We start from the raw sequence: 22,714 nt of genomic DNA on the forward strand, positions 1-22,714 counted from the left end.
AGGAAAAAGGGATGGATGAACTTCGAGCAAGAATTGAGGGACATATTGACACACTAAGTAAATTTACAGCTACCCCTGGAAATGGGACTACGCGGCTGACATATAGCAAGGAGGACAAACAGACGCGGGAATATATAAAAAATAAAATGTCCGAATGTGGATTACAAGTCAGTGAAGACGGTTTTGGCAATATTTTCGGCAAACTTAAGGGGACTCTTAAAGATGCACCAAGCGTTCTAATCGGTTCACATTTTGATTCAGTCCCAAATGGAGGTTCCTATGACGGTCCTGCCGGCGTAGTAGCTGCTCTTGAAGTGGCAGCTCTTTTTGTACAGAATAAGTTGAAACCAAAATACCCACTAGAGGTGATTGCCCTTACAGAAGAAGAGGGTGCAAGGTTTGGCGGTGGACTAATGGGTTCCAGAGGTATTACTGGCCTACTAAGTGAAAAAGATTTCAAAAACCTAAAAGATAAAGATGGAATTTCTACAGAAGAAGCTATGGTAAATATCGGCCTAGATCCCTATCTTCCTAAAAAAAGAGACCCTAAAACGATCAAGGCATTCTTAGAATTACATATTGAACAAGGTCCTGTACTAGAGGGAAAAAATATTCCTATTGGTGTTGTAGAATCTATTGTGGGTTTGACCCAATTTAAAGTAACGGTAGAAGGAAAGGCTGGGCATGCTGGTACTACCCCTATGGATCACCGATCAGATGCATTAGTGACTGCTGCTAGGATGATTGCTCAATTTCCTAGTTTAGCCATTGAGGAAGGAGAAGGTACTGTTATAACCACGGGCCAATTAAATGTATTTCCAAATGGTGCAAATGTAATTCCGAACAAAACGGTTTTCACTGTCGATATCCGCTCGAGTAAAGTGAAACATATACAGAATGTAATTAGCAAAATGAATGAATTAATAGATTTATATAGCCAAGATGCAATTCGAATTTCGTCTGAACAGTGCTTATATATGAAGCCGAAGGTGATGAACCAAGAGATTATTTCCCATTTGAAACAATCGAGTCGAAATTTAGAGATACAGTATTGCTCTATTAATAGTGGAGCAGGGCACGACGCTATGGTCTTTTCCGATTTTACAAACGTAGGCATGGTGTTTATACCCAGTAAGGATGGATTAAGCCATTGCCCGGAGGAATGGTCCGATGCGGGAGATATTGCAAAGGCAGTACAAATTCTATATGAGACAACAAAGAAGCTAACGGAGGCAGATGAGAAATGATTAATGTAAAGATAAAAGAGTCGATACAAAATTATGATGAAGAATTGAAAGCTTTACGAAGAAAGCTGCACAGTGAGCCGGAGCTTTCCTGGGAGGAAGAGAATACAACTAATTTTATTTGTGAATATCTTGATAATCTAGGTATTCATTATCGAAGAACGATACCGACGGGTGTAATTGCCACAATTGAAGGTGGAAAGCCAGGGAAAACAGTCGCTTTGAGAGGTGACATGGATGCATTGTCAGTAGAAGAATTAAATATGAACTTGCCATATGCATCAAAAGCAGAAGGGAAAATGCATGCTTGTGGCCATGATGCACATACCGCAATGCTTCTCATTGCTGCCAAAGCTTTAAATGAACAAAAGAATGAATTGCCAGGAACCATCCGTTTTTTGTTCCAGCCAGCCGAAGAAGTAGCTGAGGGAGCAAAAGCTATGGTGAAACAAGGCGCTGTTGATGGTGTGGACAACGTATTTGGAATTCACATCTGGTCACAAATGCCAACTGGTAAAGTGTCTTGTCCTGCTGGACCCGCATTTGCATCAGCTGATTTATTTAAAGTAACCTTTAAAGGAAGAGGTGGGCATGGCGCGATGCCCCATGATTGTATTGATGCAGCGATTGTGGCTTCTTCGTTTGTCATGAATGTACAAACAGTTGTTTCAAGAACCATAGATGCTCAAAAGCCTGCTGTTCTGACAGTTGGGAAAATGGTGGTAGGCACTCGTTTTAATGTTATTGCCGAGAATGCAGTTATTGAAGGTACAGTTCGATGTTTTGATCCAAAAACAAGAGATCATATTGAATCCCAGCTAAAGCATTATGCTGAAAATGTTGCCGCTACATATGGTGCAACTGCGAGTATAGAATATATACGTGGAACACAAGCAGTGATAAATGAAGAAAAAAGTGCAAAACTGGCTCAAATGATTGTCAAAGAAGCGTTTGGGGAAGATGCAGTTTATTTTGAAAAGCCAACAATGGGTGGTGAGGATTTTAGCGACTATCTTGAAAAAGTGCCAGGATGCTTTGCTCTTGTGGGCAGTGGAAATCCAGAAAAAGATACAGAGTGGGCACACCATCATGGCAAATTCAACATTGACGAGGATGCTCTAACTGCAGGGGCTGAGCTTTACGCTCAATACGCTTGGGCCTATTTAAATAAGTAATATATCAAGGGGCCTTTCAAAGGGTTCCCTTTTTTTTTGAGATCAAGGAGGTTAGTTCAACAATAGAGGTAATTATCGATATGTCATAATCTTGTCAGACTTCGTAGTGATGGAAAGTAAAATGTGTATGTTTTCTTTAATCACATCTGTCACAAAGTGGCTTCTTTAATCGTCATGTGATCAGAACGATTAAAGGAGACGATTACAATGAAAAATGAGATAAAAATTCTGGTTGTAGGTGGCGGGTATGCCGGAGTTAACCTTATTGAATCACTTAAGAAAGAATTTCATAAAGAGCTAAACAGAGACATAAGAATTATCTTAATTGATAAAAATACTTTCCATTTTAAAAAGGTAAAATTATTTAAGGGGATTGTTAATGAAAATGTATCGGATCTACATGTTCCTCTAACCCATTATTGCGGTTCAGGTATTGAGTTTATTCAAGGGGAGTTAACGGCAGTTAATTCTGAAGAGCAAACCGTTCGCATTACCAGGGAGGATGGATCATTCATTCAACTTGATTTTGACCGGCTAGTGCTCGCCTTGGGCAGCGTCCTGCGAGAAGCCTATCCAGAAAGTGGAGGAATATCGCTCAATAGTTTAGAAAGCGCTCAACGTATTCGGCAGCAATTATTGGAAAAGATGTATTCAACCAAGAGTAAGCTTCGAGTGGTAGTTGCCGGAAGTGGGATTACAGGCATCGAAACGGCAGCAGAAGTAGGGTCTTGGCTAAGTGATGAAATTGAAAAAGCAGGGATTACATCGAAGAGTCTTGAAGTATTTCTTATTAATGATAAAGAGAGATTATTATATGAAGCTCCCGTAAAAGTCGGTAAACGGCTTCAGAGCAGACTATTGAGACACGGTATAAAGGTAATGCAAAACAAAAAGGCGGAAAAATTCCACGATGGTAAAGTTATATTTTCTGACAATACCGAACTCAAAGCGGATGCATGTATTTGGACGGTCGGATTAAAACCTCATCCCAGCCTTTTCGATTTAGGTCTTTCTCTCACCGAAGAAGGAAAAATAAAAGTGGATTCCTGGTACCGCTTAGTCAAAAGTGAGAATATTTATGCCATTGGAGACTGCATTCATGTGGTTGACCCTTTAAGCGGGACGGTAGCAGCAATGAGCTGCAAGGAGGCAATATCTCAAGCTCAACGACTCTCCCAAATTCTAAAAGCACATATTAGGGGATACCAAGCAAGTGTACATCAAACCTATCCCGATCTTATTTGCATAGGGCTAGGTCCGAAAGATGGTTTTGTATGGGCGCAAAAATGGGGAGTTGATTTCGTGCTTTCTGGTAAACTGGCAGAAAAAATAAGAGAGTATACATGGAATTCTGCCAGTATTGCCCGCTGAATGAAGGAGGTAAAGGTATGGGGTTGCAGGAACTCTATTCTCAGTATCATCCGCTTCTATTTTCGATAGCCTACCGGATGCTCGGCACTGTTTCCGATGCAGAAGACATCGTACAGGATGTGTATGTCCAGGCAGGTGAAAAAACGATGGAACTTGTGGAAAATAAAAAGGCTTACCTTTGTAAAATGGTTACAAACAAATGTATTGATCATTTAAAATCAGCCGGGTACAAACGGGAGATCTATACTGGTCCATGGCTGCCGGAACCCTTAATTCTAAATGAGAACGATCCTCTGTCTGTAATGATGAATGAAGAAGCGTTATCATTTGCCATTCTGCTCCTTCTGGAAAAACTGAAACCTATGGAGAGAGCCGTTTTTATTCTAAGGGAAGTGTTAGCCTATGACTATGCGACAATTTCCCAAATATTGAATCGGAGCGAACCCAATTGCAGAAAAGTATTCAGCAGAGTAAAGAATAAATTTCCATTGATAAAAACAGAGGTGGAAGAATCGCTTGATCCAAAAAAAGACGAAATTATAAAGATTTTCGTCACAGCTATACATCAGGGAAACTTTCAAAAGATAGAAGAATTTTTGTGTCAGGATGTAACTCTGTATTCTGATGGTGGGGGAAAAGTCTTTGCTGCTTTAAAGCCAATATGCTCCAAAGATCTTGTTTTCCGTTTTATCAGAAATTTACTTTCACAAAATCAGAGTGTGGAGAAGCCAGCATTTATTAAAATGGTTCATGTAAATGGTGAAACCGGACTCTTAGTAAACGGAGAGGACAATATCAAAACGGTTATTTGTTTCCATGTAAAAAAAGGCCGCATTGCAGATATTTATGTAGTGAGGAATCCAGAAAAACTACAGCATGTGTCTCTTCCAGCCTACTAATATAGCGAAAAAACAAAGAGCCTTAAATATGCATGATAAGAAACCAGGTTTGTTAAACTATGAGTGTGTATATTAACTAAAAGAGCTGCTGTGGCAGCTCCTTTGTTGGATTAAGGAGGTTAGCAGATTAAGGAATACACAATAAAAAAGTCCACCATTACTGGCAGACTTTTAAATTTCTTCTATCTTTTGAATCCTAAGTTCTAGTCGGGCAATCTCTTTGGGCAAGTTTTCTAAAATTTGATTATATAATTCGGGATTGTAAGGGATAGCAGGATAAACCGTACGCATTGAATCAATACCCTTATCCTTAAGTGTTGTATATCTCTGGCGTGTCTCTATTAATGAAAATTTAAGATTTTCTAAAAGAGTTGCCATAACAGTTCCCCCATTGTTTTGAGTAATTAACTAATTCATTAACCTCATATAAAAAGCTAAGCATTTTCGCTATGATGGAATGATAAAAAAACGGGGTCTTTATCTAGTTTTAATTTTCCAACTAACAGATTTTATTAATAAAGAATATCAAGGATGAATTATGCATGAGAAGAGATTACCGTATTTCTAAATAATGTTGAAGAACCCTTGGCGGGAAGAAATGGAGTGGCAATGGCCTTAACGATACAATAATGGAAGGGGGCATGAGAAAATCACTTTGTGCTTGTTTCAAACAGTTGTACATTGCTTTACCGCCGACTGAATTGGCAGAATGAATAGTTATGCGTTTTGCAAATAGATTTTCTGTAACCATTTTTTGAACAAGCATAAAACCATTTCTAGTTTTATTTAATAAATCGTGATCCAAAGAGAGATGTTCAATATTAAAGTTTAACAATAGATCTAAACACTCATCAATAGTCTCGGCTAATACATACCCATAAGGTGCTTCTCGATAGTCATCTAGGAAAACACTAATTGTATCCATTTTTTAGACTCCTTCCCTTATAAAAAGGGCTGATTAAAAATAGTCGAATCCTCCCTGGATAATGCATTTATCTATATTAATTATAACACAATAAAGAAAGAACGGGACATTTTCGACTTTTAAAGCTAATATATGACATCTTTTTTAAAAAACTGGTTGGGTTCTTCTTTAATTACCACGAAAAATAATATACTTTTCCAAAAACTAGGAGTACTCACATTGTACCGGTATTTTAAAAGATGGAAAAGTTATCCACAAATAATCATCCATCCCTTGATGAATGTAGAAGTTACGCTATAAAATATAAAGTTCCTAAAAACAGTCAGAACAAACGGGACAGGTAAGTAGAAGCTTACAGAATCCCCTGCAGGAGTTAGTCTCTTTTTGGTGGATTTTTCTATTATAGTTAGGGGCTCTGTTTAATTGAGTGTCAGCTCATGATATAATGAAGAACTTAGGATCATTATCTCTTTAACTATAAGAACGGATGCCAAAAACAGCCTCCGCAAAACGAAAAAATATGGAGGTGTAAGAGAATGAATAAACGATGGACGATCGGTAAAATTAAAGAATTTGTTGAGAACAATTCGGAAAGTAAGTTGCTAACGACGGAATACCAGGGCTTTTCTCAAAAGTTACTATTTCAATGTGCCTGTGGCAGCAACTTTGAAAAAACATTTACAAAATTTAAAAATAATAACCAACGTAAATGTGACGTATGCCAACCGCCAAAAGAAGCACGATAACGTAACCTATAGTGATATACGAAGTGCCGATTTCTTTTAAGAGAAGTTGGCACTATTTTTATTTTATAAACACCTCCCAAAAATAATGTGGGACTCAGTGTAACAGAATATAGCAAATCTGAAATAAAGGGAATGGGGGACTTTACTAAGTAAAGTCCCCCATTTAGAAATGATCGTTTTTACATTCCGCCAGAAACACTAAGAGTTTCGCCTGTTACCGCTGCTGCTCCGTCAGAGGCCAAATAGATGGCTGCTGCTGCAATCTCAGAAGGATCCACAAAGCGTTTTAAATGTTGTCTGTTCAAAATGTGTTTTTGAAGTGCTTCTTCTTCAGAAGTTCCGTCTTCTAAAGCCAATGCTGCAAGCTGATTCATAACCAATTCTGTTTTTACGGCTCCTGGCATAATGGCGTTTACTGTAATGCCATCATTAGCAGTTTCAATGGCAACAGTCCTTGTTAAACCAACAACGCCGTGCTTGGCTGAAATATAGGCAGATTTAAATGGTGAAGCAAGTTTTCCATGTACAGAAGAAATATTAATAATTCTGCCATATTGCTGCTTTTTCATAAGAGATACAACATGTTTTGTCATTAAGAAAGGACCAGTCAGCATGACTCCAATTAAGAGATTCCACTTATCAGCCGGGAAGTCTTCCACCTTATCTATGTGCTGAAGTCCGGCATTATTGACAAGGACATGAACAGTTCCGCGTTCAGCAACAAGCTGATCAACAAAGCTTTTTACGGATTCCTCATCGGCTACATTAACCTGATACCCTTTGGCATTGCTGCCTAGAATTTCAGCACTTTTTACCGCATTCTCAAGATTTAAGTCTGCAATGGCTACAAAATCGCCATTTTTCACAAATGATTCTGCAATGGAATAGCCAATTCCTCTTGCAGCCCCTGTTACAATAACAGTTCTTTTTAATTGTTCTGTCATTGGTTATTCGCCCCTTTGTATTTATAAAATTTTAACATCCCCTGCAATTTTAATTGATCAAATTTGCAGTCCTTATATTTTAAATCTTTTTTATTTATGGGTAAAATACATATATTGAATAAAATTTATGAATTTAATCTATAAATGAAGGTGATTTATTTGGAAAGCCGGCAGCTCGGATATTTTATTGAAGTAGCCAAACAACTAAGTTTTTCAAAAGCAGCAGAAAAACTCAATATCACTCAGCCATCTCTTAGTAAAATGGTGAAAAACCTCGAGGAAGAGCTTGGTGTCCTTCTATTTGACCGAACCACAAAACATGTAAAAATGACGGATGCAGGGGAAATAGTCTTGGAAGAAGCGCAGGAAATCATTAGCCTAATGGAAAACCTATCTTCCAAGCTAACTGATCGTTTAAAAATGAATAAGGGGAATATCAAAATTGGGTTGCCTCCTGGTATCGGTTCTCTGTTTTTCCCTAAACTTATCAAAGATTTTCGAAGATATTACCCTAACATCAATATTGAATTAGAAGAGGAGGGTGCGAAAAAGGTCGAGAAAATGATTGAGGAAGGAAGTATCGACTTCGGTTTTGCCGTTCTCCCCTTAAATGAACGTTTATTTGACTCTCATCAGTTTGTGAAAAGTGAATTAAAGCTAATCATTCATTCCGATCACCCATTGGCCAATACTAATAGCATTTCTCTTAACCGATTAAAAAACGAACCTTTTCTGATGATGCGTGAAGATTTCTCCATCCATTACCGTATTATGGAACATTGCATTCAAGCGGGTTTTACTCCTAAGGTCATCTATGAAAGCTCCCAGTGGGATTTTATTAGTGAAATGGTCGCAAATGGCCAAGGTGTGGCTATTCTGCCGGAGCCCATTTGCCGCCGCCTTGATCCATCCGTAATAAAGACCATTTCCATCTCTGAACCTCAAATCCCTTGGGATATTGCTATCATTTGGAGGAAAAATAAGTATTTATCCTTTGCCACAAGGGAACTGCTAAAATTTATTGAATCTAACTTCCCTGCCGGGCAGGAGCAATAAAAATGGGGAAGAAGGACCTATATTCATAAAATGAATAAAAGTTATTCATTTTATGTATTTTACCTATATGTTAAAAAGGATTAATCTAGTGGTGAACATAGAGAGGATGAAACATATGAAAATAGAGGATGTTAAAAAACAAATTACCACTCCACTAGGAGCTCCAGCTTATCCAAAAGGCCCATACTTCTTCCACAACAGGGAGTATCTAAATATTGTTTACCGCACTGATAGGGAAGCTTTGAGAAAAATCGTACCCGAGCCTTTAGAGATTGAAGAACCTCTGGTTAAATTTGAAATTATGTATATGCCTGATGTTACAGGTCTTGGCGCATACACCGAATGTGGACAGGTAATTCCAGTTAATTTCAATGGGGAAAAAGGGGAATACCTTCACTCCATGTATGTAGACAATCATCCTGCCATAGCTGTTGGCAGGGAAGCAAGTGCTTATCCGAAGAAACTGGGAGCACCAAAGCTTTTTATCGATTCAGATACACTAGTAGGAACTCTGGATTATGGCAGTTTGCGAGTGGCCAATGCGACAATGGGCTATAAGCATCAGACAATGGATATGAGAATAGCAAGGGAAGAGTTGTCAAGACCTACCTTTATGCTAAAAATTGTCCCTGATTTCAATGGAAAACCAAAAGTTTGTCAGCTTTTAAAGACAGAAATCTCGGATTTAACTATACATGGAGCCTGGACTGGGCCAGCAAGATTGCAGCTTTTTGAACATGCATTAGCTCCACTGGCTGACCTTCCGGTTCGTGAAATCGTACATGTTTCCCATATTCTAACTGACCTGACACTTGCTGCTCCAAGTCTGGTTTACGATTATTTGGCAAAGGAAAATGCCGGGAAGAAAGATTCTGCTAGTCTTAATAAGTAAAAAATGAGAGTCAAAAGGCTTATTCAAATTTTGAATAGGCCTTTTGTTCTTGGAGGAAATCAAGGAGTCTTTTAGTGATCTAAAATTGAAAAAAGTTGAAAAGAGGGAAACTGGAGCAACCCCTTAGTGACCCGTAAAAAGAATGAAAAAAAGGGCAGACTGAAGCCCCACCACTAATGCTTATCGTTCAAGCTTCCATAGTTTCTTGTACTAACAATTGTTTGACTTTCCCTTAACCACACAAAAAAAGGACGCTTTTTGGGCGCCTAAATTGGAATTACATCAACGTACAAAAATCTGTCCTTCTTGGTAAAGAAGTCTGGAGTTACTCCCATTTCTTTTAGTTTGTCTTCTGTAACACCACTACACCTCCTATAGATTCAATTTGCAATAAATTTTTAGATATTTTTAAAAAAACCTTGGCGACAATATTTTCTGCAAAATTTATTTGTTTCATTCAGTTATTATTTAACTTTGGATCAGAAAAGAAAAGTTTATAACGTATTCATTCCTTTCGAGCAATGTAGTCTAATTCAATTATGAATTGGAAATATTACATAATGAAAGGGGTGCACACTTGTCATATCCTAGTTTTGATAAAATCCATAGTAAGCATATTGAATTAGAGAAGATGGAAAACCAATATTGGCAAAACCACGATTTATTTTCCTTTCAATGGTGGTTACTTCTCTTGGTTTTAATTGTCCCCTGGATATTATGGGTGAAATTTGTAGACAGAAAAAGAATAAAAGAGATTCTTTTGTTCGGTGCCTTATTAATAATCTTTATTGGTCTCTTGGACGATATTGGGGTAAATCTTTCCCTTTGGTCTTATCCTTATAAGCTAACCTATTTAGTAACAAGATTAAGTGCAGTTGACTACGGAATGATTGTCGTTATGCATATGTTTATTTACCAGAAATTTAAAGAGTGGAAAACATTTTTGATAGCTAATGTTCTTTTAGCAGCAATTTTTACATTTATTTTTGAACCGATTTCAGTGCGGTTGGGTATTTACAAATTAGATAATTGGAAATATATTTACTCCTTTCCGATTTATATATTAAAGGCCTCATTAGTTAAAACGATAATTGATAATTGGTTAGAAAAAATAAAAGGGACTGAATGAGTCTTTTTCAAAAATGATGTTAGAAAAGGGGAATTTTTCAAGCTGAATGGAAGAAGAATATCTCTCAAAAAAGAAAGCAAACTAAATGGGGTACCAGAATGGGTGGTACTCTTTGCAATTAACATGATGGATACAGGAGTGGTGAAATAATGGCTCAAGATAAGAAGAATAACCAATTTAAGCATAAAAAAACGATGCCAAAAACAGATGTGGAATTTGCGGCAACTGGACTTGAAAAAATAGCATTAAGAGCTCAAAAGAGCCAAAATAAATAGCCGTAGAGTTAGGGGGTATTTTTTTAAAATAGAATAAATATCCCTGAGGAGCACATTATATAAAAGCTTTACATTAATTACATTCGAGGGGGATATTTATGGGTGATTTTTTAGATTTATTTGGCGATGAAAAAAACGCTGAAAATAATAAGAGCCAAAATAATAAGAGCGATCAGGGGAACGAGATGAGTACAAGCTCCCAGGAAAAACAATCTAGCGGTTCATTGCAGCTTCATAAAGAAGAGTTAGACATAACGAAGAATAGTGTTAGTGCCGGAGAAGTAGTTCTTTCAAAGGAAGTTGTAGAAGAACAAAAAACCGTCGACGTTCCTATTATGCATGAGGAAGTTGTTATAAAGAGAACACCAATGAATAATGAACGAAGCGATTCAACCATCACTTCTGAAGAAACCATAAATATTCCTGTTAGTCAGGAGCAAGTAGAAGTAAATAAGTATACGGTAACAACGGAAGAAATTTCTGCTTCAAAACGTCAGGTTGAAGAAAATCAGCAGGTGCAAGAAACACTTAAACACGAAGAGGCGCATGTGAATACAACAGGAAGTGTTGATATCGTATCTGACGATTCAGGCTTTGAAGATATAAATAACAGCTAAAAATGAAAACACCTTTTCATATCGAGTTAATGAAAAGGTGTTTTCACTATTTTTACTATGGAGGAGTTTAAGATGTCTGAAAAGGAGAAAAAAACACATATTGATCACGAAGAAGTAACCTTCAAACTACATAAGGAAGAAATACAAATAAGCAAAAAGTGGATTGAAACTGCTGATGTTACCATTTATAAAAGAACTTATACCAAGGAAAAGCAAATTATCGTTCCAGTATCTCATGAAGAGATAATCATCGAGAAAAAGATATTAAATCAAAAAGGGGAGAAGGATGGACAGATTGAAACCACTCGGATTCCATTAAGTGAAGATCGGATAGAGGTCATCTTACACCCAACTGTCCTTGAGGATGTTCAAATTTATAAAGAACAATTTGAAGAGATAATACAGGTTATTGAAACAGTAAAGGAAGAAAAAGTTCATATAGAAACCGTTGGAGATATAAAGGTAATGATAGACGACCAATTATCCAGTATGAATTAATGAGAAAACAGAATCGATTTTTTTTATAATTTAAAATGTTGATGGGTGGGTTAATGAATATTTAGCGTATTTTTAAAGGGGATAGTATGTCGAAACAGGTCTTGTAAATTACGTGTCGCTGTTGTACTAGCAATTTTAGTTCTATTTTCAAATAATAACGTCTGAAAAGGGTAAGGCGGAACGTGTTTAAGAGAGGAATAAGAACTATTTAATTCAAGATAGAGATCAAGAGATTATAAACGAATTTGAGTAGTGGGCTGAACTTAAATATAAAGAATTCATTACCCAAGATATTTTATTTTTATCAATACTATAACTAATTATGTACAAGTCCCTGTTGATTAATGTGATATATACCCTATATTTCGGATGTTTCCTAAATGAACCTATGTTACGTACAGGTGACCTCGGTACTGTACCGGGGTCATTTTGTTTTATCTCCTTTGATACCTTGGTTGTTAAACTCCTCAATTACACATGTCCTTCTGCTTTTACTTCCTTTGTTATCGTAATTCAACGTTGTTTAAAAGATTTAAGAAAAATTTAAGAATTAGTTTAGAGATTTTTTAGGCTGGCTGGTTATCCTTATTTTGTACCAAAATATTATAAAGGAGGAAATAATATGAACACTAAGATTCTCTCAGCAGTTGGAATCAGCAGCCTGCTAATGGCAGGAGGTGTTTTGTCTGCATCTGCGTCTGCTTCAGGTTATGATCTTTTTAAAACATCCGTAAAAAAGACTCAGCATGTAAATAGCTTTACTGCTAATGTACAAGCTTCATTGGAGGATAACGGCAAGGTCATTTACAGTGTTAACTCGTTAAATAAAGAAAATTTGAAGGCTGATAGTGGAAGCAGCACAGTATCTGTCGATAATAGCGGCCAAAGATCACAGGTAGAATTTTACAATAATAAACAACAGACTGTCGTGAAAAGCAGCAAAGATAACAAGTATTATGTGAAACAAGAAAGAGAAAAGAAATGGGATGATTCCAAAAAGAAACACGAGGAAGAATCATTTTCTGCACAAAAACAAAAAGACATCGAGGCGATTTTTGATGCCCTAACCAAAAATTATCAAGACAGTGTGACAAGCAAAGGAATGTCTAACGGTAATACAGAGCTAACGCTTGACCTTTCTAAAAATGAAATTCCTGCTGTCGGACAGGCGGTTATGTCTTTCTTTCTTAAAAACCTTGACCAGCAGACCGGAGAAAAAAATCATGAGGGATTCGGGCCACTCCAATTTGCTGATTTGAAACCTGCTATCCCTCAATTAGTAAATAATATTTCTGTTTCCAAGGTTGTACTTCATGGAGAAGTAAACCCAGACCAATACTTAACAGGCCAAAAGGCTGACGTATATGTATCAGGAACTGATGCAAGTGGTAAAGAACATAATTTAGTTCTTCATATTTCAAGCAATCTGGATAATTTGAATAAAACAAATGCAAGTACTATCGATTTAAATGGTAAGACAGTTGTGAAAGTACAGGATCGCCATGATGGACATGAAGATTAATAACTTTAATTAATATTGTTCTAGGCAGAGGGAGGTTCTCTCTCTGCCTTTATGGCTAATCAGAGTGTAAATTCTGAACGCATAAGGACAACTATGGCTCTGCCAACGCTTAAAGGCTAGGCAGTCGCCTAGTTTTCTTAAAAAAGGAGGGGACAAGGTGCAAAAAATCCTTGAAGTTCAAAATGTGACAAAGCGTTTTAAAAATGGCAGGGGCATTGAAAATATCAATTTAACTGTTAACCAGGGAGAAGTGTTTGGTCTGCTTGGACCTAATGGTGCTGGAAAAACAACCTTAATGAAATGCATCGTTGCTTTATGCCAGCCTGATAGAGGCTCTATTATTATACAGGGGCATAATGTAAAGGAGCAATTTGAACAGGCTCTTAAATCTGTAGGAACTTTAATTAGCGGTGTAGAAGCAATCGATTATTTGACTGCCTATGAGAACCTCTTGCTTATTTCTCGTTTATATCCAGAAATAAAAACAGAAAGAATTGAAGAGGTACTCAAATGGGTTGGAATGGAAGAACACAAGAATGAAAAGCTTAAGTCCTTTTCTACAGGAATGCGTCAGAGATTATACCTTGCTGCAGCATTATTGGCTAAGCCTTCTTTCGTTATTCTGGATGAGCCGACAAATGGCCTCGACATCGAAGGGAAACTGGACTTTCAGCATCTCATTTCCAGATTGGCAAAAGAAGAAGGAGTTACTTTTATTTTGTCTACCCATTTGATTGAAGAGGTAGAACGCCTATGTGATAGAGTAGCTATTCTTTCAAAAGGAATGATTATTGGTGAAGCATCTAAAAATGAATTAGAACAAAATAAGACATTTGAATCCTTTTATATTGATTGTATTAAGAAACGAAAAGAGGCGGGGTAAATGCTGAATGTAAGAAATGAATGGATGAAATTAATTCGAAAGCGGTCTGCTATAGCTCTTTTGGTCATTTCAGGATTATTGCCGCTAGTTGCCGGTCCCACCATTAATGTTTTGCAGAATCGGTTCAGTTTTACGGCATTTGACGGAGAAAGCTTTCCACTGGTCATACTCAGCCTGGCTGTTTCTTTTTATTTACCCTTATTGCTGGCATTGGCCATTAGTGATGTATTTTCGGGAGAACAGGAGCAAAAGACGCTTTCTTTTTTGCTGGTACGGCCTATTTCAAGGATGAAAATATTTAAATCGAAAACAATCAGCACCGGGCTTTATTTACTTGCACTTCTTTTAATTCTATGTGTTTCTTCTCTTTTGTCCGGCGCTATTTGGCTGGAGAACTTCACCTTGCATGGTTTGTTTATGGCTGTTGTTTCGTTTATGCTATCATGGATTCCATTAATGTCTCTCGGCCTATTATTCATGTTCCTTGTTCAATGGATAGGTTCTAGCAGCCGTGCCTTAGCTTTTTCAATTATCCTTTATTTGGCCATGATGGTGGTTAATTTTCTCTTTCCAGGATTGGCGCGCTGGCTTCCAACCTATGACAGTAACTGGTATCAAAGGTGGATCAATAGCGGCCTGAATACTCTTGTGATGGGAAGATTCTTGTATTTAGTCTCCTGGTGTGTCTTGTTCTATACCCTGGGATATTATAAGTTCAGCAAGAAAGAATTTTGAGTTTAGGAAGCGGTGGAATAAATGTCAATTCGCCTAAGATTATTGCTGTCCTATATTGCAATGATTTTTATCCCAATCCTCTTTGCCATTGTTTCAGCCTTTTTGGTTGCTTTGCTGTTTAGAGGAGATGTAAAGGAGCTTCGAAATATTTATCTACCGCCCGAGCATCATAAGGATCTGACAATAAAGGATGAATTGTTTCTGGATTTGCACCGCCAATCGATTAAAGACCCAAGTTCATTTTTAGATCCAACGTATTTAAGCAAGATTGATAAGGAGTTAAAGAAATCAGGATCATCCCTGGTCATCCGCAATGGGAAAAAGATAACTTATCTCTCTGAGCCGTTAAAAGGTCTAGATACAGAGGATCTTCCACGGTTCGGTGCTTATCGTGATATAGACCCTGTGGAACGAATTGACCATCAATTCGTCTCTATTAAACAGCTTGATTTTTTCTTTCGGAATGGTGCTGAGGGTTCTCTATTTTTTATTTCCGATGCGAGCAGCCTCGCTAAGTTTGTCCGCTCCTTTTTTCCAGGATTATTTATCGGCTTAATTCTTATTTTAATCATTACAAATGGTTTATTAACTTACTATGTTTCCAGAAGTATAATCCGTCCAATTAGAGAGCTGCAAAAGGCTGCCAAAGAAATGAAGAATGGAAATTTAAATGAGGAAATTGAACCAAGATCAAAAGATGAGTTGGGACAGCTTGCAATGGACTTTGATGAAATGAGAGTCAGGCTAAAAGAATCCATGGAATTGCAAGCTGCTTATGAAGAAAACCGTAAAGAACTGATTGCCAATATCTCACATGATTTAAAAACACCCATTACCACAATTAAGGGTTATGTGGAGGGAATCCGTGATGGCGTTGCGAATAGTCCTGATCGAATGAACCGTTATATCCAAACGATTTACAATAAATCGATTGATCTTGACCATATGATTGATGAGCTTTTCTTATATTCAAAACTAGACTTACAGAGACTCCCATTTCATTTTGAAAAAATCCAGTTTGATCATTATCTCCAGGATTTGGTGGAGGAACTTCAATTTGATGTAGAGGATAAGAATACAGAAGTTTCATTGGAAATTGAAAAAAACGGAGATTATACAGTCTTGGGTGACAGAGAGCATCTTAAAAGGGTCATAGCCAATATTGTTAATAACTCATTAAAATATATCGAAAAGGAAAATAAAAAACTTTCCTTTCATTTATGTGAGATTCAAACACATATTCAGCTAAGTATCAAAGATAATGGACCTGGCATTTCTACTGAAAATCTTCCATTAATATTTGACCGTTTTTACCGTGCAGACTTAGCCAGAGGGACCGAAAAGGGTGGAAGCGGCCTTGGTTTATCTATCGCGAAAAGAATTATAGAGGAACACCAAGGATCCATTTGCGCAGAAAGCAGTGAAGGTGAAGGCACCATAATTTCATTTACGCTAAAAAAAGCAGGTGAAACAGGATGAAAACAATCTTAATCATTGAAGATGAAAAAAGCATTGCAGAATTGGAAAGGGATTATCTTGAGATAGATGGCTTTAAAGTAGAAATTGCATTAACAGGAAGAGAAGGACTTGAAATGGCGTTAAATCTGGAAGTAGACCTGGTTTTGCTGGATCTCATGCTTCCAGGCATTGACGGCTTTCAGATTTGCAAATTGATCCGTTCAAGAAAGAATATTCCCATCTTGATGGTAACTGCAAAAAAAGAAGACTATGACAAAATTCGTGGTCTTGGAATAGGAGCCGACGATTATATTGTGAAGCCCTTCAGTCCTAGTGAATTAGTTGCAAGGGTAAAGGCACATTTATCCCGCTATGACCGGTTAATTAGTAAGGATACGCAAAGTGACACCATTATGATAAGGGGTCTTCGAATTGATCAAGCTTCCCGAAGGGTCTATGTAAATAACCATGAAGTAATTTTTACAGCTAAGGAGTTTGATCTACTTACCTTTTTCACTCTTCATCCAAACCATGTTTTTAGCAAAGACCAATTATTTGAGCGGATATGGGGGTACGATTCCCTTGGAGATATATCAACAGTCACAGTGCACATCAGGAAAATAAGAGAAAAAATAGAATCGGATCCTTCAAACCCCCAATACATCGAAACGGTCTGGGGCGCAGGATACCGGTTTAAGGGAGAATAAGTATTTACAAAAATAATAAGGCAGGTCATCTATGAGCAATTTAATTCATTCTTTGTTTGTAATGCTATCGAGTATGGGCTATCTCGGAATTGCCCTCGGATTAATGGTCGAAGTTATCCCAAGTGAGATTGTTCTTGCTTATGGGGGTTACTTGATTTCGTTAGGAAAAATGAGTTTTGCAGGTGTCATTATCGCCGGCACAATTGGTGGAACAGTTGCTCAATTATTCCTATATTGGCTGGGCAGTTACGGAGGAAGGCCTTTTTTGGATAAATACGGTAAATATTTAATGATAAGGCCGCAACATTTGGACGTTGCACAAAATTGGTTTAACAAATATGGAACTGGAGTTATTTTTACCGTGAGGTTTATTCCCGTTGTTAGACATGCTATCTCCATTCCAGCTGGAATTGCCCGTATGCCAGTTTCAAAATTCGCTATATACACTGTTCTGGCAGTGATTCCCTGGACCGCTTTGTTCCTTTATTTGGGAATGACATTAGGAAGCAAATGGGAGCAAATTAACACGGCAGCAAAACCATTTGTACAGCCTGCCATTATTGTTGCCATTATTTTGGCTCTTTTCTATTTACTCTTCAAATGGAGGCAGAAGAAAAAGACGAATTCTTAAAAGCAATGGAAGTTTCACATGTTTTCACAAGTGAATTTGAATGCGTTTCAATTTATTAATCATCTGGCGGTAAGCGAGAGGGTTCTAAATCCTCTGATGATTTTTCGTGCCGAACGAGCTGAGTATATCTTTTTTGCAGGGCTATTATTTTATTGGTTTTATAAAATATCAGAAAGGAAGAATCGCTGAATGGTAGTAGAAGCATGTCTCGCAGCATGTGTCGAACTGGCTATCAATGTATTGATTGGAATGTTTATATATCGTGACAGGCCCTTTGTTCATCACCATGTGAATTGGCTGAAACCACTCGCTAAGAACGATTCCTTTCCGAGTGACCATGCAACAGGCTCCTTCGTTATAGCTGCAGCAATATGGCAGTGGAAAAAACGGGAAGGCTGGATATGGCTCATTCTAGCAGCTGGTATTTCCTTATCCCGCGTCTGGATAGGTGTTCACTATCCAGCAGATATCATTGCAGGAATGTTAATCGGTACAGGTTCTGCGTTTGCAGTCCATACTCTTGCGAACCATTCTCAAAAGGCTGCAGTGTTAATTGGCTTTTAATTAATTTATATTCTAAAGTTGAAAACCTTATTTTGAGAAAAAAAACTATCAAATCATAGAAAACGAGAAGGCTTAGGGAGCACATTGTTCTCTATAAGGGTTGGGAGGAAATGATATGAGAAATGGTAAAAAGAAAAAAATTCTTATTCTTTCTGCCAACTTTGGAGATGGTCATAAGCAGGTTGCAAAAGCTATAACGGAGTCAGTTGATTGTTCGTACCCGGAAATGGAGACAGAAACTCTGGATATTATGAGATGGATACATCCACGTCTAAATCCTCTGGGTCATTTCCTGTATGTTAGGGGTATTAAAAAGCTTCCGTTTTTATACAGTTTGATTTACAAATCAACACGAAAACCTAATGCTTTTTCATTAAAATTAAATTCCATCCTATCTTCAGGTTTAGAACCTGTCTTGGAGATTATTAAAAAATTAAATCCTACAGCTGTCGTCAGTACCTATCCTTTTGCGGCCGGGATAATGTCTAAATTAAAGGAACAAGGACTATTAGATGTCCCTAATATTACAGTAATAACGGATTATGCAGACCATTCCTACTGGCTGCATCCAAACACGGACCTTTATTTAGTTGGTTCGAAAGAGATAGGTGAACGGTTAGTTAAACTTGGAGTGGACCCTGAAAGGATAAAAGACACCGGCATTCCGATACGGCAGCAATTTTACGAAAAATATTCAAGAGTTACCGTTGATGAAAAGTATGATTTTGATCCCAAAAGGTTTACTTTATTGGTTATGGGTGGGGGTGATGGTTTAATCGGAAAGGGTTTTTCCAACCTGGAGGTATGGAAAAATTTACCGGAACCCATACAAATCATAATCGTTTGTGGCCGAAATAAAAGGTTAAAGTCCCAGCTGGAAAGCAGGATCAAGAATTCCATTCACAAAATTAGAATTGTCGACTTCTGTGAAAATGTCGCTGAATTAATGGCAGTTTCAGACCTTATGATAACAAAGCCGGGAGGCGTAACGACTTCGGAGGCTATTGAGATGGAATTGCCAATGCTGATTTATCAACCGCTGCCAGGGCAGGAAGAAGATAATGCAGATTTTCTTCTCCGGGAAGGAATGGCGGTAACAGCCAAAAATGAAAAAGATTTAAGTGCACTTCTCCATAGCTTGGTCTGTGATCCAAAGTATCTAACAAATTTAAAATTAAGAATGAAGGCATATCACCGCTGGATTTTGCCGCAGGATCCGGTAAAAGCTATTTTACAAAGCATACAAGATAATTAGATATAATCATAGGCACGTATTTTCTTGACTATAAAAGGGTTTCAGCAACTGAGGTGAACAGCAGTATGTTAATGATATTATTATTTTTTTCCTAATTCTGCTTTTACTTTACACACTCCTTCCTTTCTTTGTATCAAGAATAATTGGAGCGGGAGGGTTTAAGAATAATCTCAATTCTCAAAGTATAGCTTTCACTTTTGATGATGGGCCGCACACTATCTATACTCCTGAGGTGCTGGACGTCCTAAAGGAGCACGATATAAAGGCTACTTTTTTCGTACTTGGTTCAAGGGCTGAAAAATATCCGGAGTTAATTCTGCGGATGCAAAGAGAAGGCCATTTAATAGGTCTCCATAATTATGTGCATCGACCAAATTGGATGATGTCTCCGTGGAAAATCCGAAGGGATTTGAAAAGAAGCTCTGACATCGTAAAAGGTATTACCGGAGAAAGGCCTATTTATTATCGGGCGCCCTGGGGTCTGTTAAACGTCTCGATTACTTTTTCCTAAAGGACTATAAAATTGTTCTATGGTCACTGATGGCGGCAGATTGGCGCAGTGCTGGAGGAAGTAAAAGAGTGAAAAAAGTGCTTCTTACAAAGATAAAACAAGGAGATATTATTCTTTTGCATGACAGCGGGGAGACGTTTGGGGCAGATGAAAATGCTCCCCGAAATACGATAGAGGCATTGAAGGATATTTTAAAAGGAAGTGAAAATTCGGCACTTAAATTGTTCGAGGATTGATCAGCTTTTATAAGTTCTATCGCATGTAAATTTTAAAAAGAAAAGAATTGGGAGGGATTTATCGTGAAAACAGAACAGAAAAATACGAAGGAAAATCAATCATTAGGAAGAAAAATGCTGAATAAAGTTCCAGAAATCACAATCTTCTTCTGGATCATTAAAATAATGGCAACTACCGTCGGGGAAACAGCAGCAGACTTTCTTAATGACAACCTGAACATGGGGCTAACAAATACCACCATTATTATGGCGGGGTTACTAGTCATCACTTTGGTCTTCCAATTTAGAGCAAGGAAGTATGTGCCAAAGGTATATTGGCTTGCGGTAGTGCTGATTAGTGTTGTGGGAACACTGGGCTCTGATAACCTTACCGATAATTTAGGCGTGCCGCTGCAAACCACTACCATTATTTTTGGACTTTTATTAATTGTAACCTTTATCGCCTGGTTTATAAGTGAGAAAACACTATCTATCCATTCCATTTACACTACCAAAAGGGAAGGATTTTACTGGCTTGCCATTCTGTTTACTTTTGCTTTAGGTACAGCCGCTGGGGATTGGTTCGCTGAGGGAATGAACATGGGGTACCTGACCTCGGCTCTGATTTTTGCTGCAGTAATAGGAATAGTGGCACTTGCTTACTATCGATTTAATATGAATGCTGTACTAGCCTTCTGGATCGCATATATTTTAACCCGTCCCTTCGGAGCTTCCATGGGAGACTTCTTGTCTCAGCCAATGAAACATGGTGGTCTGGGTCTTGGAACAACCGGAACTAGCGCGCTTTTCCTTGTCATCATCCTTGTGTTGGTGATCTATCTTACCAAGTCAAAAATTGACGAACCCCACAATACGAAAGAGTATGAAATCAAGAATGGAAAAGGTAAATGGAAGTAATTGAAAACGATACATTTATTGCAGGAAAGATAAAAAAAGATATTCTTTTATAGGTCAATATTGGTTTAACAATTTTTTATAGAGGAAAGTAAAGCAGGAACCTATTAGTAGTGTCCTGCTTTACTTCTATTGGTTATTATTTTTTTTCCCGATATAACGATTAACTAGTAAATATTTTTTAGGCAGCAAATAAAATTTAAATGGGCTATTACTGAGAAAGGCAATATCCTGACTAAAGAAAGAATTTTTGTCGAAAATACATCTTAAACTACATGCGAAAGGGGCATAAAGATGAGTTTAAAGTCGCATCTTTTTATAGCATTTGTTATAAGCCTTGTTTTCCTGGCCGGCTTTAGTATAGTTGCATTATTTATTAGTGATAAAAAGATTATAGATTTTGATAGTGATATCATATCGGTTATCCAAGGGTGGGAGTCACCGACTTTGACAGTTTTTATGAAATTTTTTACTTTTATTGGATCCGCTCCATGTGTCGTAATTATAAGCCTTATTCTTTTGTTTATTTTATATAAGCTTCTCAAACACCGCCTGGAATTAATATTGTTTACTTCAGCAGTCGTTGGGTCGGCTATCTTAAATGGAGTTTTAAAGCAAATTTTCCACCGGGTACGGCCTGATCTTCACCGGTTAATTGACATAGCTGGATACAGTTTCCCAAGTGGTCATGCCATGAATGCATTTACTGTCTATGGAATGATTACCTTTTTACTCTGGAGACATATTCCCATTTGGCTAGGGCGCATTATTCTTATCCTTATTTCAATTTTCTTTATATTATCTATAGGAATAAGCCGCATCTATTTAGGAGTTCATTATCCAAGCGATATTATTGGCGGTTATTTAGCAAGTGGATTCTGGCTTGCCATAGCCATTTGGTTCTTTCAACTATACAAAGATAAACAATACAATAGAAAACATCCTGCAAATGAAGGTAAATAAAGCCCTATAAAAAAGTATAAGGCATTATTATCTATTGATTTGTTTTTATAAGTGCCTGAAGGTTTAAGACCTTTAAAAAGGAGGGGGTGAGAATTAGAACGGCAATTAATCTAAGGGTCTGGACGGTATCCACAAAACTAGGGTCAGTATTGAGTGCCATAGAAGTGGATGCCATTTCTGCTACCCCGCCTAGAGCAAAAGCTAAGACGCAGGTACCCATTGGTAATTGAGTTATTTATAAACTCCATACAGAAAAGACTGCCATGATTGAAATCATAAAAAACGAAGTTGCCGTAAATAATTCTTCATAAGCCCCTGAACATTTCCTTTTTTACCTAAAAAATGATCCTGGCTCCAATCAAAATCGCGCCAGGATGACTATTGACGCTCCAATCATGCATCCAATGAGCCAGGGAGCAAGCAATTTACAGCCCCTAAAGCAATCACAGGAATGGCAGACATTCCTTCGGGTGTTCGTCCAAAAAGGCAGGTAATCATACTATTAATAGGTAAAAAGGAAAGTATATCGATAAATCTGTACGATAAACCATTGTAATTGGCTGCTCGTTCCTAATGATTACTAA

The 22,714-nt window shown here is 37.6% G+C and carries 27 protein-coding genes; 23 read left to right on the plus strand and 4 right to left on the minus strand.

All coding sequences use genetic code 11. The annotated features are described in order from the left end of the window. The first annotated feature begins 11 nt into the window (after positions 1 to 11). The 4 genes from AC3WR0_RS18430 to AC3WR0_RS18445 all read left to right on the plus strand — a co-directional run bounded on the left by AC3WR0_RS18430 (position 12) and on the right by AC3WR0_RS18445 (position 4,689). Positions 12 to 1,247, plus strand: a complete 1,236-nt coding sequence (locus AC3WR0_RS18430) for a Zn-dependent hydrolase (RefSeq protein ID WP_492553683.1) — start codon at positions 12 to 14, stop codon at positions 1,245 to 1,247. After that, positions 1,244 to 2,419 (plus strand): M20 family metallopeptidase, encoded by a 1,176-nt coding sequence (locus AC3WR0_RS18435; protein ID WP_492553684.1) that lies wholly within the window; start codon positions 1,244 to 1,246, stop codon positions 2,417 to 2,419. Before AC3WR0_RS18430 ends, AC3WR0_RS18435 begins: the two co-directional genes overlap by 4 nt. 207 nt (positions 2,420 to 2,626) lie before the next feature. Then, the gene (locus tag AC3WR0_RS18440) at positions 2,627 to 3,790 is read left to right on the plus strand and encodes an NAD(P)/FAD-dependent oxidoreductase (protein ID WP_492553685.1); all 1,164 of its coding nucleotides are present in this window, start codon (positions 2,627 to 2,629) and stop codon (positions 3,788 to 3,790) included. A 17-nt stretch (positions 3,791 to 3,807) separates the two neighbouring features. Next, positions 3,808 to 4,689: an RNA polymerase sigma-70 factor gene (locus tag AC3WR0_RS18445; protein ID WP_492553686.1), complete on the plus strand. Its 882-nt coding sequence runs from the start codon at positions 3,808 to 3,810 to the stop codon at positions 4,687 to 4,689. 171 nt (positions 4,690 to 4,860) lie between these two features. Here the strand turns inward: AC3WR0_RS18445 and AC3WR0_RS18450 are convergent, their stop codons facing one another. Both AC3WR0_RS18450 and AC3WR0_RS18455 read right to left on the minus strand, forming a co-directional pair. Next, positions 4,861 to 5,067, minus strand: coding sequence for a hypothetical protein (locus AC3WR0_RS18450; protein ID WP_492553687.1), 207 nt, complete (start codon positions 5,065 to 5,067; stop codon positions 4,861 to 4,863). A 175-nt stretch (positions 5,068 to 5,242) separates the two neighbouring features. Then, the gene (locus AC3WR0_RS18455) at positions 5,243 to 5,614 is read right to left on the minus strand and encodes a cyclic-phosphate processing receiver domain-containing protein (protein WP_492553688.1); all 372 of its coding nucleotides are present in this window, start codon (positions 5,612 to 5,614) and stop codon (positions 5,243 to 5,245) included. A gap of 536 nt (positions 5,615 to 6,150) precedes the next feature. On the opposite strand from AC3WR0_RS18455, the gene AC3WR0_RS18460 reads away from it, so the two are divergent. Then, positions 6,151 to 6,360, plus strand: a complete 210-nt coding sequence (locus AC3WR0_RS18460; protein ID WP_492553689.1) for a hypothetical protein — start codon at positions 6,151 to 6,153, stop codon at positions 6,358 to 6,360. 179 nt (positions 6,361 to 6,539) lie between these two features. Here AC3WR0_RS18460 and AC3WR0_RS18465 read toward each other — a convergent pair whose 3' ends face one another. Then, on the minus strand, positions 6,540 to 7,304 hold the full coding sequence (locus AC3WR0_RS18465; RefSeq protein ID WP_492553690.1) for a 3-hydroxybutyrate dehydrogenase: 765 nt from the start codon (positions 7,302 to 7,304) through the stop codon (positions 6,540 to 6,542). Between the two features lie 159 nt (positions 7,305 to 7,463). On the opposite strand from AC3WR0_RS18465, the gene AC3WR0_RS18470 reads away from it, so the two are divergent. From AC3WR0_RS18470 to AC3WR0_RS18555, 18 genes are all read left to right on the plus strand, one after another. Continuing rightward, positions 7,464 to 8,360 (plus strand): LysR family transcriptional regulator, encoded by an 897-nt coding sequence (locus AC3WR0_RS18470; protein WP_492553691.1) that lies wholly within the window; start codon positions 7,464 to 7,466, stop codon positions 8,358 to 8,360. Positions 8,361 to 8,475: 115 nt separating this feature from the next. After that, the gene (locus AC3WR0_RS18475) at positions 8,476 to 9,252 is read left to right on the plus strand and encodes an acetoacetate decarboxylase (protein WP_492553692.1); all 777 of its coding nucleotides are present in this window, start codon (positions 8,476 to 8,478) and stop codon (positions 9,250 to 9,252) included. 577 nt (positions 9,253 to 9,829) lie between these two features. Beyond that, positions 9,830 to 10,381, plus strand: a complete 552-nt coding sequence (locus tag AC3WR0_RS18480) for a CBO0543 family protein (RefSeq protein WP_492553693.1) — start codon at positions 9,830 to 9,832, stop codon at positions 10,379 to 10,381. A gap of 149 nt (positions 10,382 to 10,530) precedes the next feature. Further along, complete coding sequence (locus tag AC3WR0_RS18485) at positions 10,531 to 10,656, plus strand: hypothetical protein (protein ID WP_492553694.1); 126 nt, start codon at positions 10,531 to 10,533, stop codon at positions 10,654 to 10,656. A 98-nt stretch (positions 10,657 to 10,754) separates the two neighbouring features. Continuing rightward, on the plus strand, positions 10,755 to 11,273 hold the full coding sequence (locus AC3WR0_RS18490; RefSeq protein WP_492553695.1) for a YsnF/AvaK domain-containing protein: 519 nt from the start codon (positions 10,755 to 10,757) through the stop codon (positions 11,271 to 11,273). A 72-nt stretch (positions 11,274 to 11,345) separates the two neighbouring features. Next, on the plus strand, positions 11,346 to 11,771 hold the full coding sequence (locus AC3WR0_RS18495; RefSeq protein ID WP_492553696.1) for a YsnF/AvaK domain-containing protein: 426 nt from the start codon (positions 11,346 to 11,348) through the stop codon (positions 11,769 to 11,771). 622 nt (positions 11,772 to 12,393) lie between these two features. Further along, positions 12,394 to 13,293 (plus strand): hypothetical protein, encoded by a 900-nt coding sequence (locus AC3WR0_RS18500; RefSeq protein ID WP_492553697.1) that lies wholly within the window; start codon positions 12,394 to 12,396, stop codon positions 13,291 to 13,293. A gap of 157 nt (positions 13,294 to 13,450) precedes the next feature. After that, positions 13,451 to 14,176, plus strand: a complete 726-nt coding sequence (locus AC3WR0_RS18505; RefSeq protein WP_492553698.1) for an ABC transporter ATP-binding protein — start codon at positions 13,451 to 13,453, stop codon at positions 14,174 to 14,176. Beyond that, positions 14,177 to 14,911, plus strand: coding sequence for a DUF2705 family protein (locus AC3WR0_RS18510; protein ID WP_492553699.1), 735 nt, complete (start codon positions 14,177 to 14,179; stop codon positions 14,909 to 14,911). A gap of 21 nt (positions 14,912 to 14,932) precedes the next feature. Continuing rightward, the gene (locus AC3WR0_RS18515) at positions 14,933 to 16,390 is read left to right on the plus strand and encodes a sensor histidine kinase (protein WP_492553700.1); all 1,458 of its coding nucleotides are present in this window, start codon (positions 14,933 to 14,935) and stop codon (positions 16,388 to 16,390) included. After that, positions 16,387 to 17,076, plus strand: coding sequence for a response regulator transcription factor (locus tag AC3WR0_RS18520; protein WP_492553701.1), 690 nt, complete (start codon positions 16,387 to 16,389; stop codon positions 17,074 to 17,076). The genes AC3WR0_RS18515 and AC3WR0_RS18520 overlap by 4 nt, the downstream gene beginning before the upstream one ends. Before the next feature lie 31 nt (positions 17,077 to 17,107). Beyond that, on the plus strand, positions 17,108 to 17,707 hold the full coding sequence (gene uptA / locus AC3WR0_RS18525; protein WP_492553702.1) for an undecaprenyl phosphate transporter UptA: 600 nt from the start codon (positions 17,108 to 17,110) through the stop codon (positions 17,705 to 17,707). Between the two features lie 189 nt (positions 17,708 to 17,896). Further along, on the plus strand, positions 17,897 to 18,271 hold the full coding sequence (locus tag AC3WR0_RS18530) for a phosphatase PAP2 family protein (protein WP_492553703.1): 375 nt from the start codon (positions 17,897 to 17,899) through the stop codon (positions 18,269 to 18,271). Between the two features lie 115 nt (positions 18,272 to 18,386). Next, a complete protein-coding gene (locus tag AC3WR0_RS18535; RefSeq protein ID WP_492553704.1) occupies positions 18,387 to 19,526 on the plus strand; it encodes an MGDG synthase family glycosyltransferase in 1,140 nt (379 codons plus the stop codon). 217 nt (positions 19,527 to 19,743) lie between these two features. Continuing rightward, positions 19,744 to 20,037 (plus strand): polysaccharide deacetylase family protein, encoded by a 294-nt coding sequence (locus AC3WR0_RS18540; RefSeq protein WP_492553712.1) that lies wholly within the window; start codon positions 19,744 to 19,746, stop codon positions 20,035 to 20,037. 68 nt (positions 20,038 to 20,105) lie between these two features. Then, positions 20,106 to 20,273, plus strand: coding sequence for a hypothetical protein (locus AC3WR0_RS18545; protein WP_492553705.1), 168 nt, complete (start codon positions 20,106 to 20,108; stop codon positions 20,271 to 20,273). Positions 20,274 to 20,387: 114 nt separating this feature from the next. Further along, positions 20,388 to 21,170: a COG4705 family protein gene (locus tag AC3WR0_RS18550; RefSeq protein WP_492553713.1), complete on the plus strand. Its 783-nt coding sequence runs from the start codon at positions 20,388 to 20,390 to the stop codon at positions 21,168 to 21,170. A gap of 291 nt (positions 21,171 to 21,461) precedes the next feature. Continuing rightward, positions 21,462 to 22,130 (plus strand): phosphatase PAP2 family protein, encoded by a 669-nt coding sequence (locus tag AC3WR0_RS18555; protein WP_492553706.1) that lies wholly within the window; start codon positions 21,462 to 21,464, stop codon positions 22,128 to 22,130. A gap of 31 nt (positions 22,131 to 22,161) precedes the next feature. Here the strand turns inward: AC3WR0_RS18555 and AC3WR0_RS18560 are convergent, their stop codons facing one another. Next, the gene (locus AC3WR0_RS18560) at positions 22,162 to 22,350 is read right to left on the minus strand and encodes an AbrB family transcriptional regulator (protein ID WP_492553707.1); all 189 of its coding nucleotides are present in this window, start codon (positions 22,348 to 22,350) and stop codon (positions 22,162 to 22,164) included. Between the last annotated feature and the right edge of the window lie 364 nt (positions 22,351 to 22,714).

The organism is Neobacillus sp. FW104-15D2 (assembly GCF_058790155.1).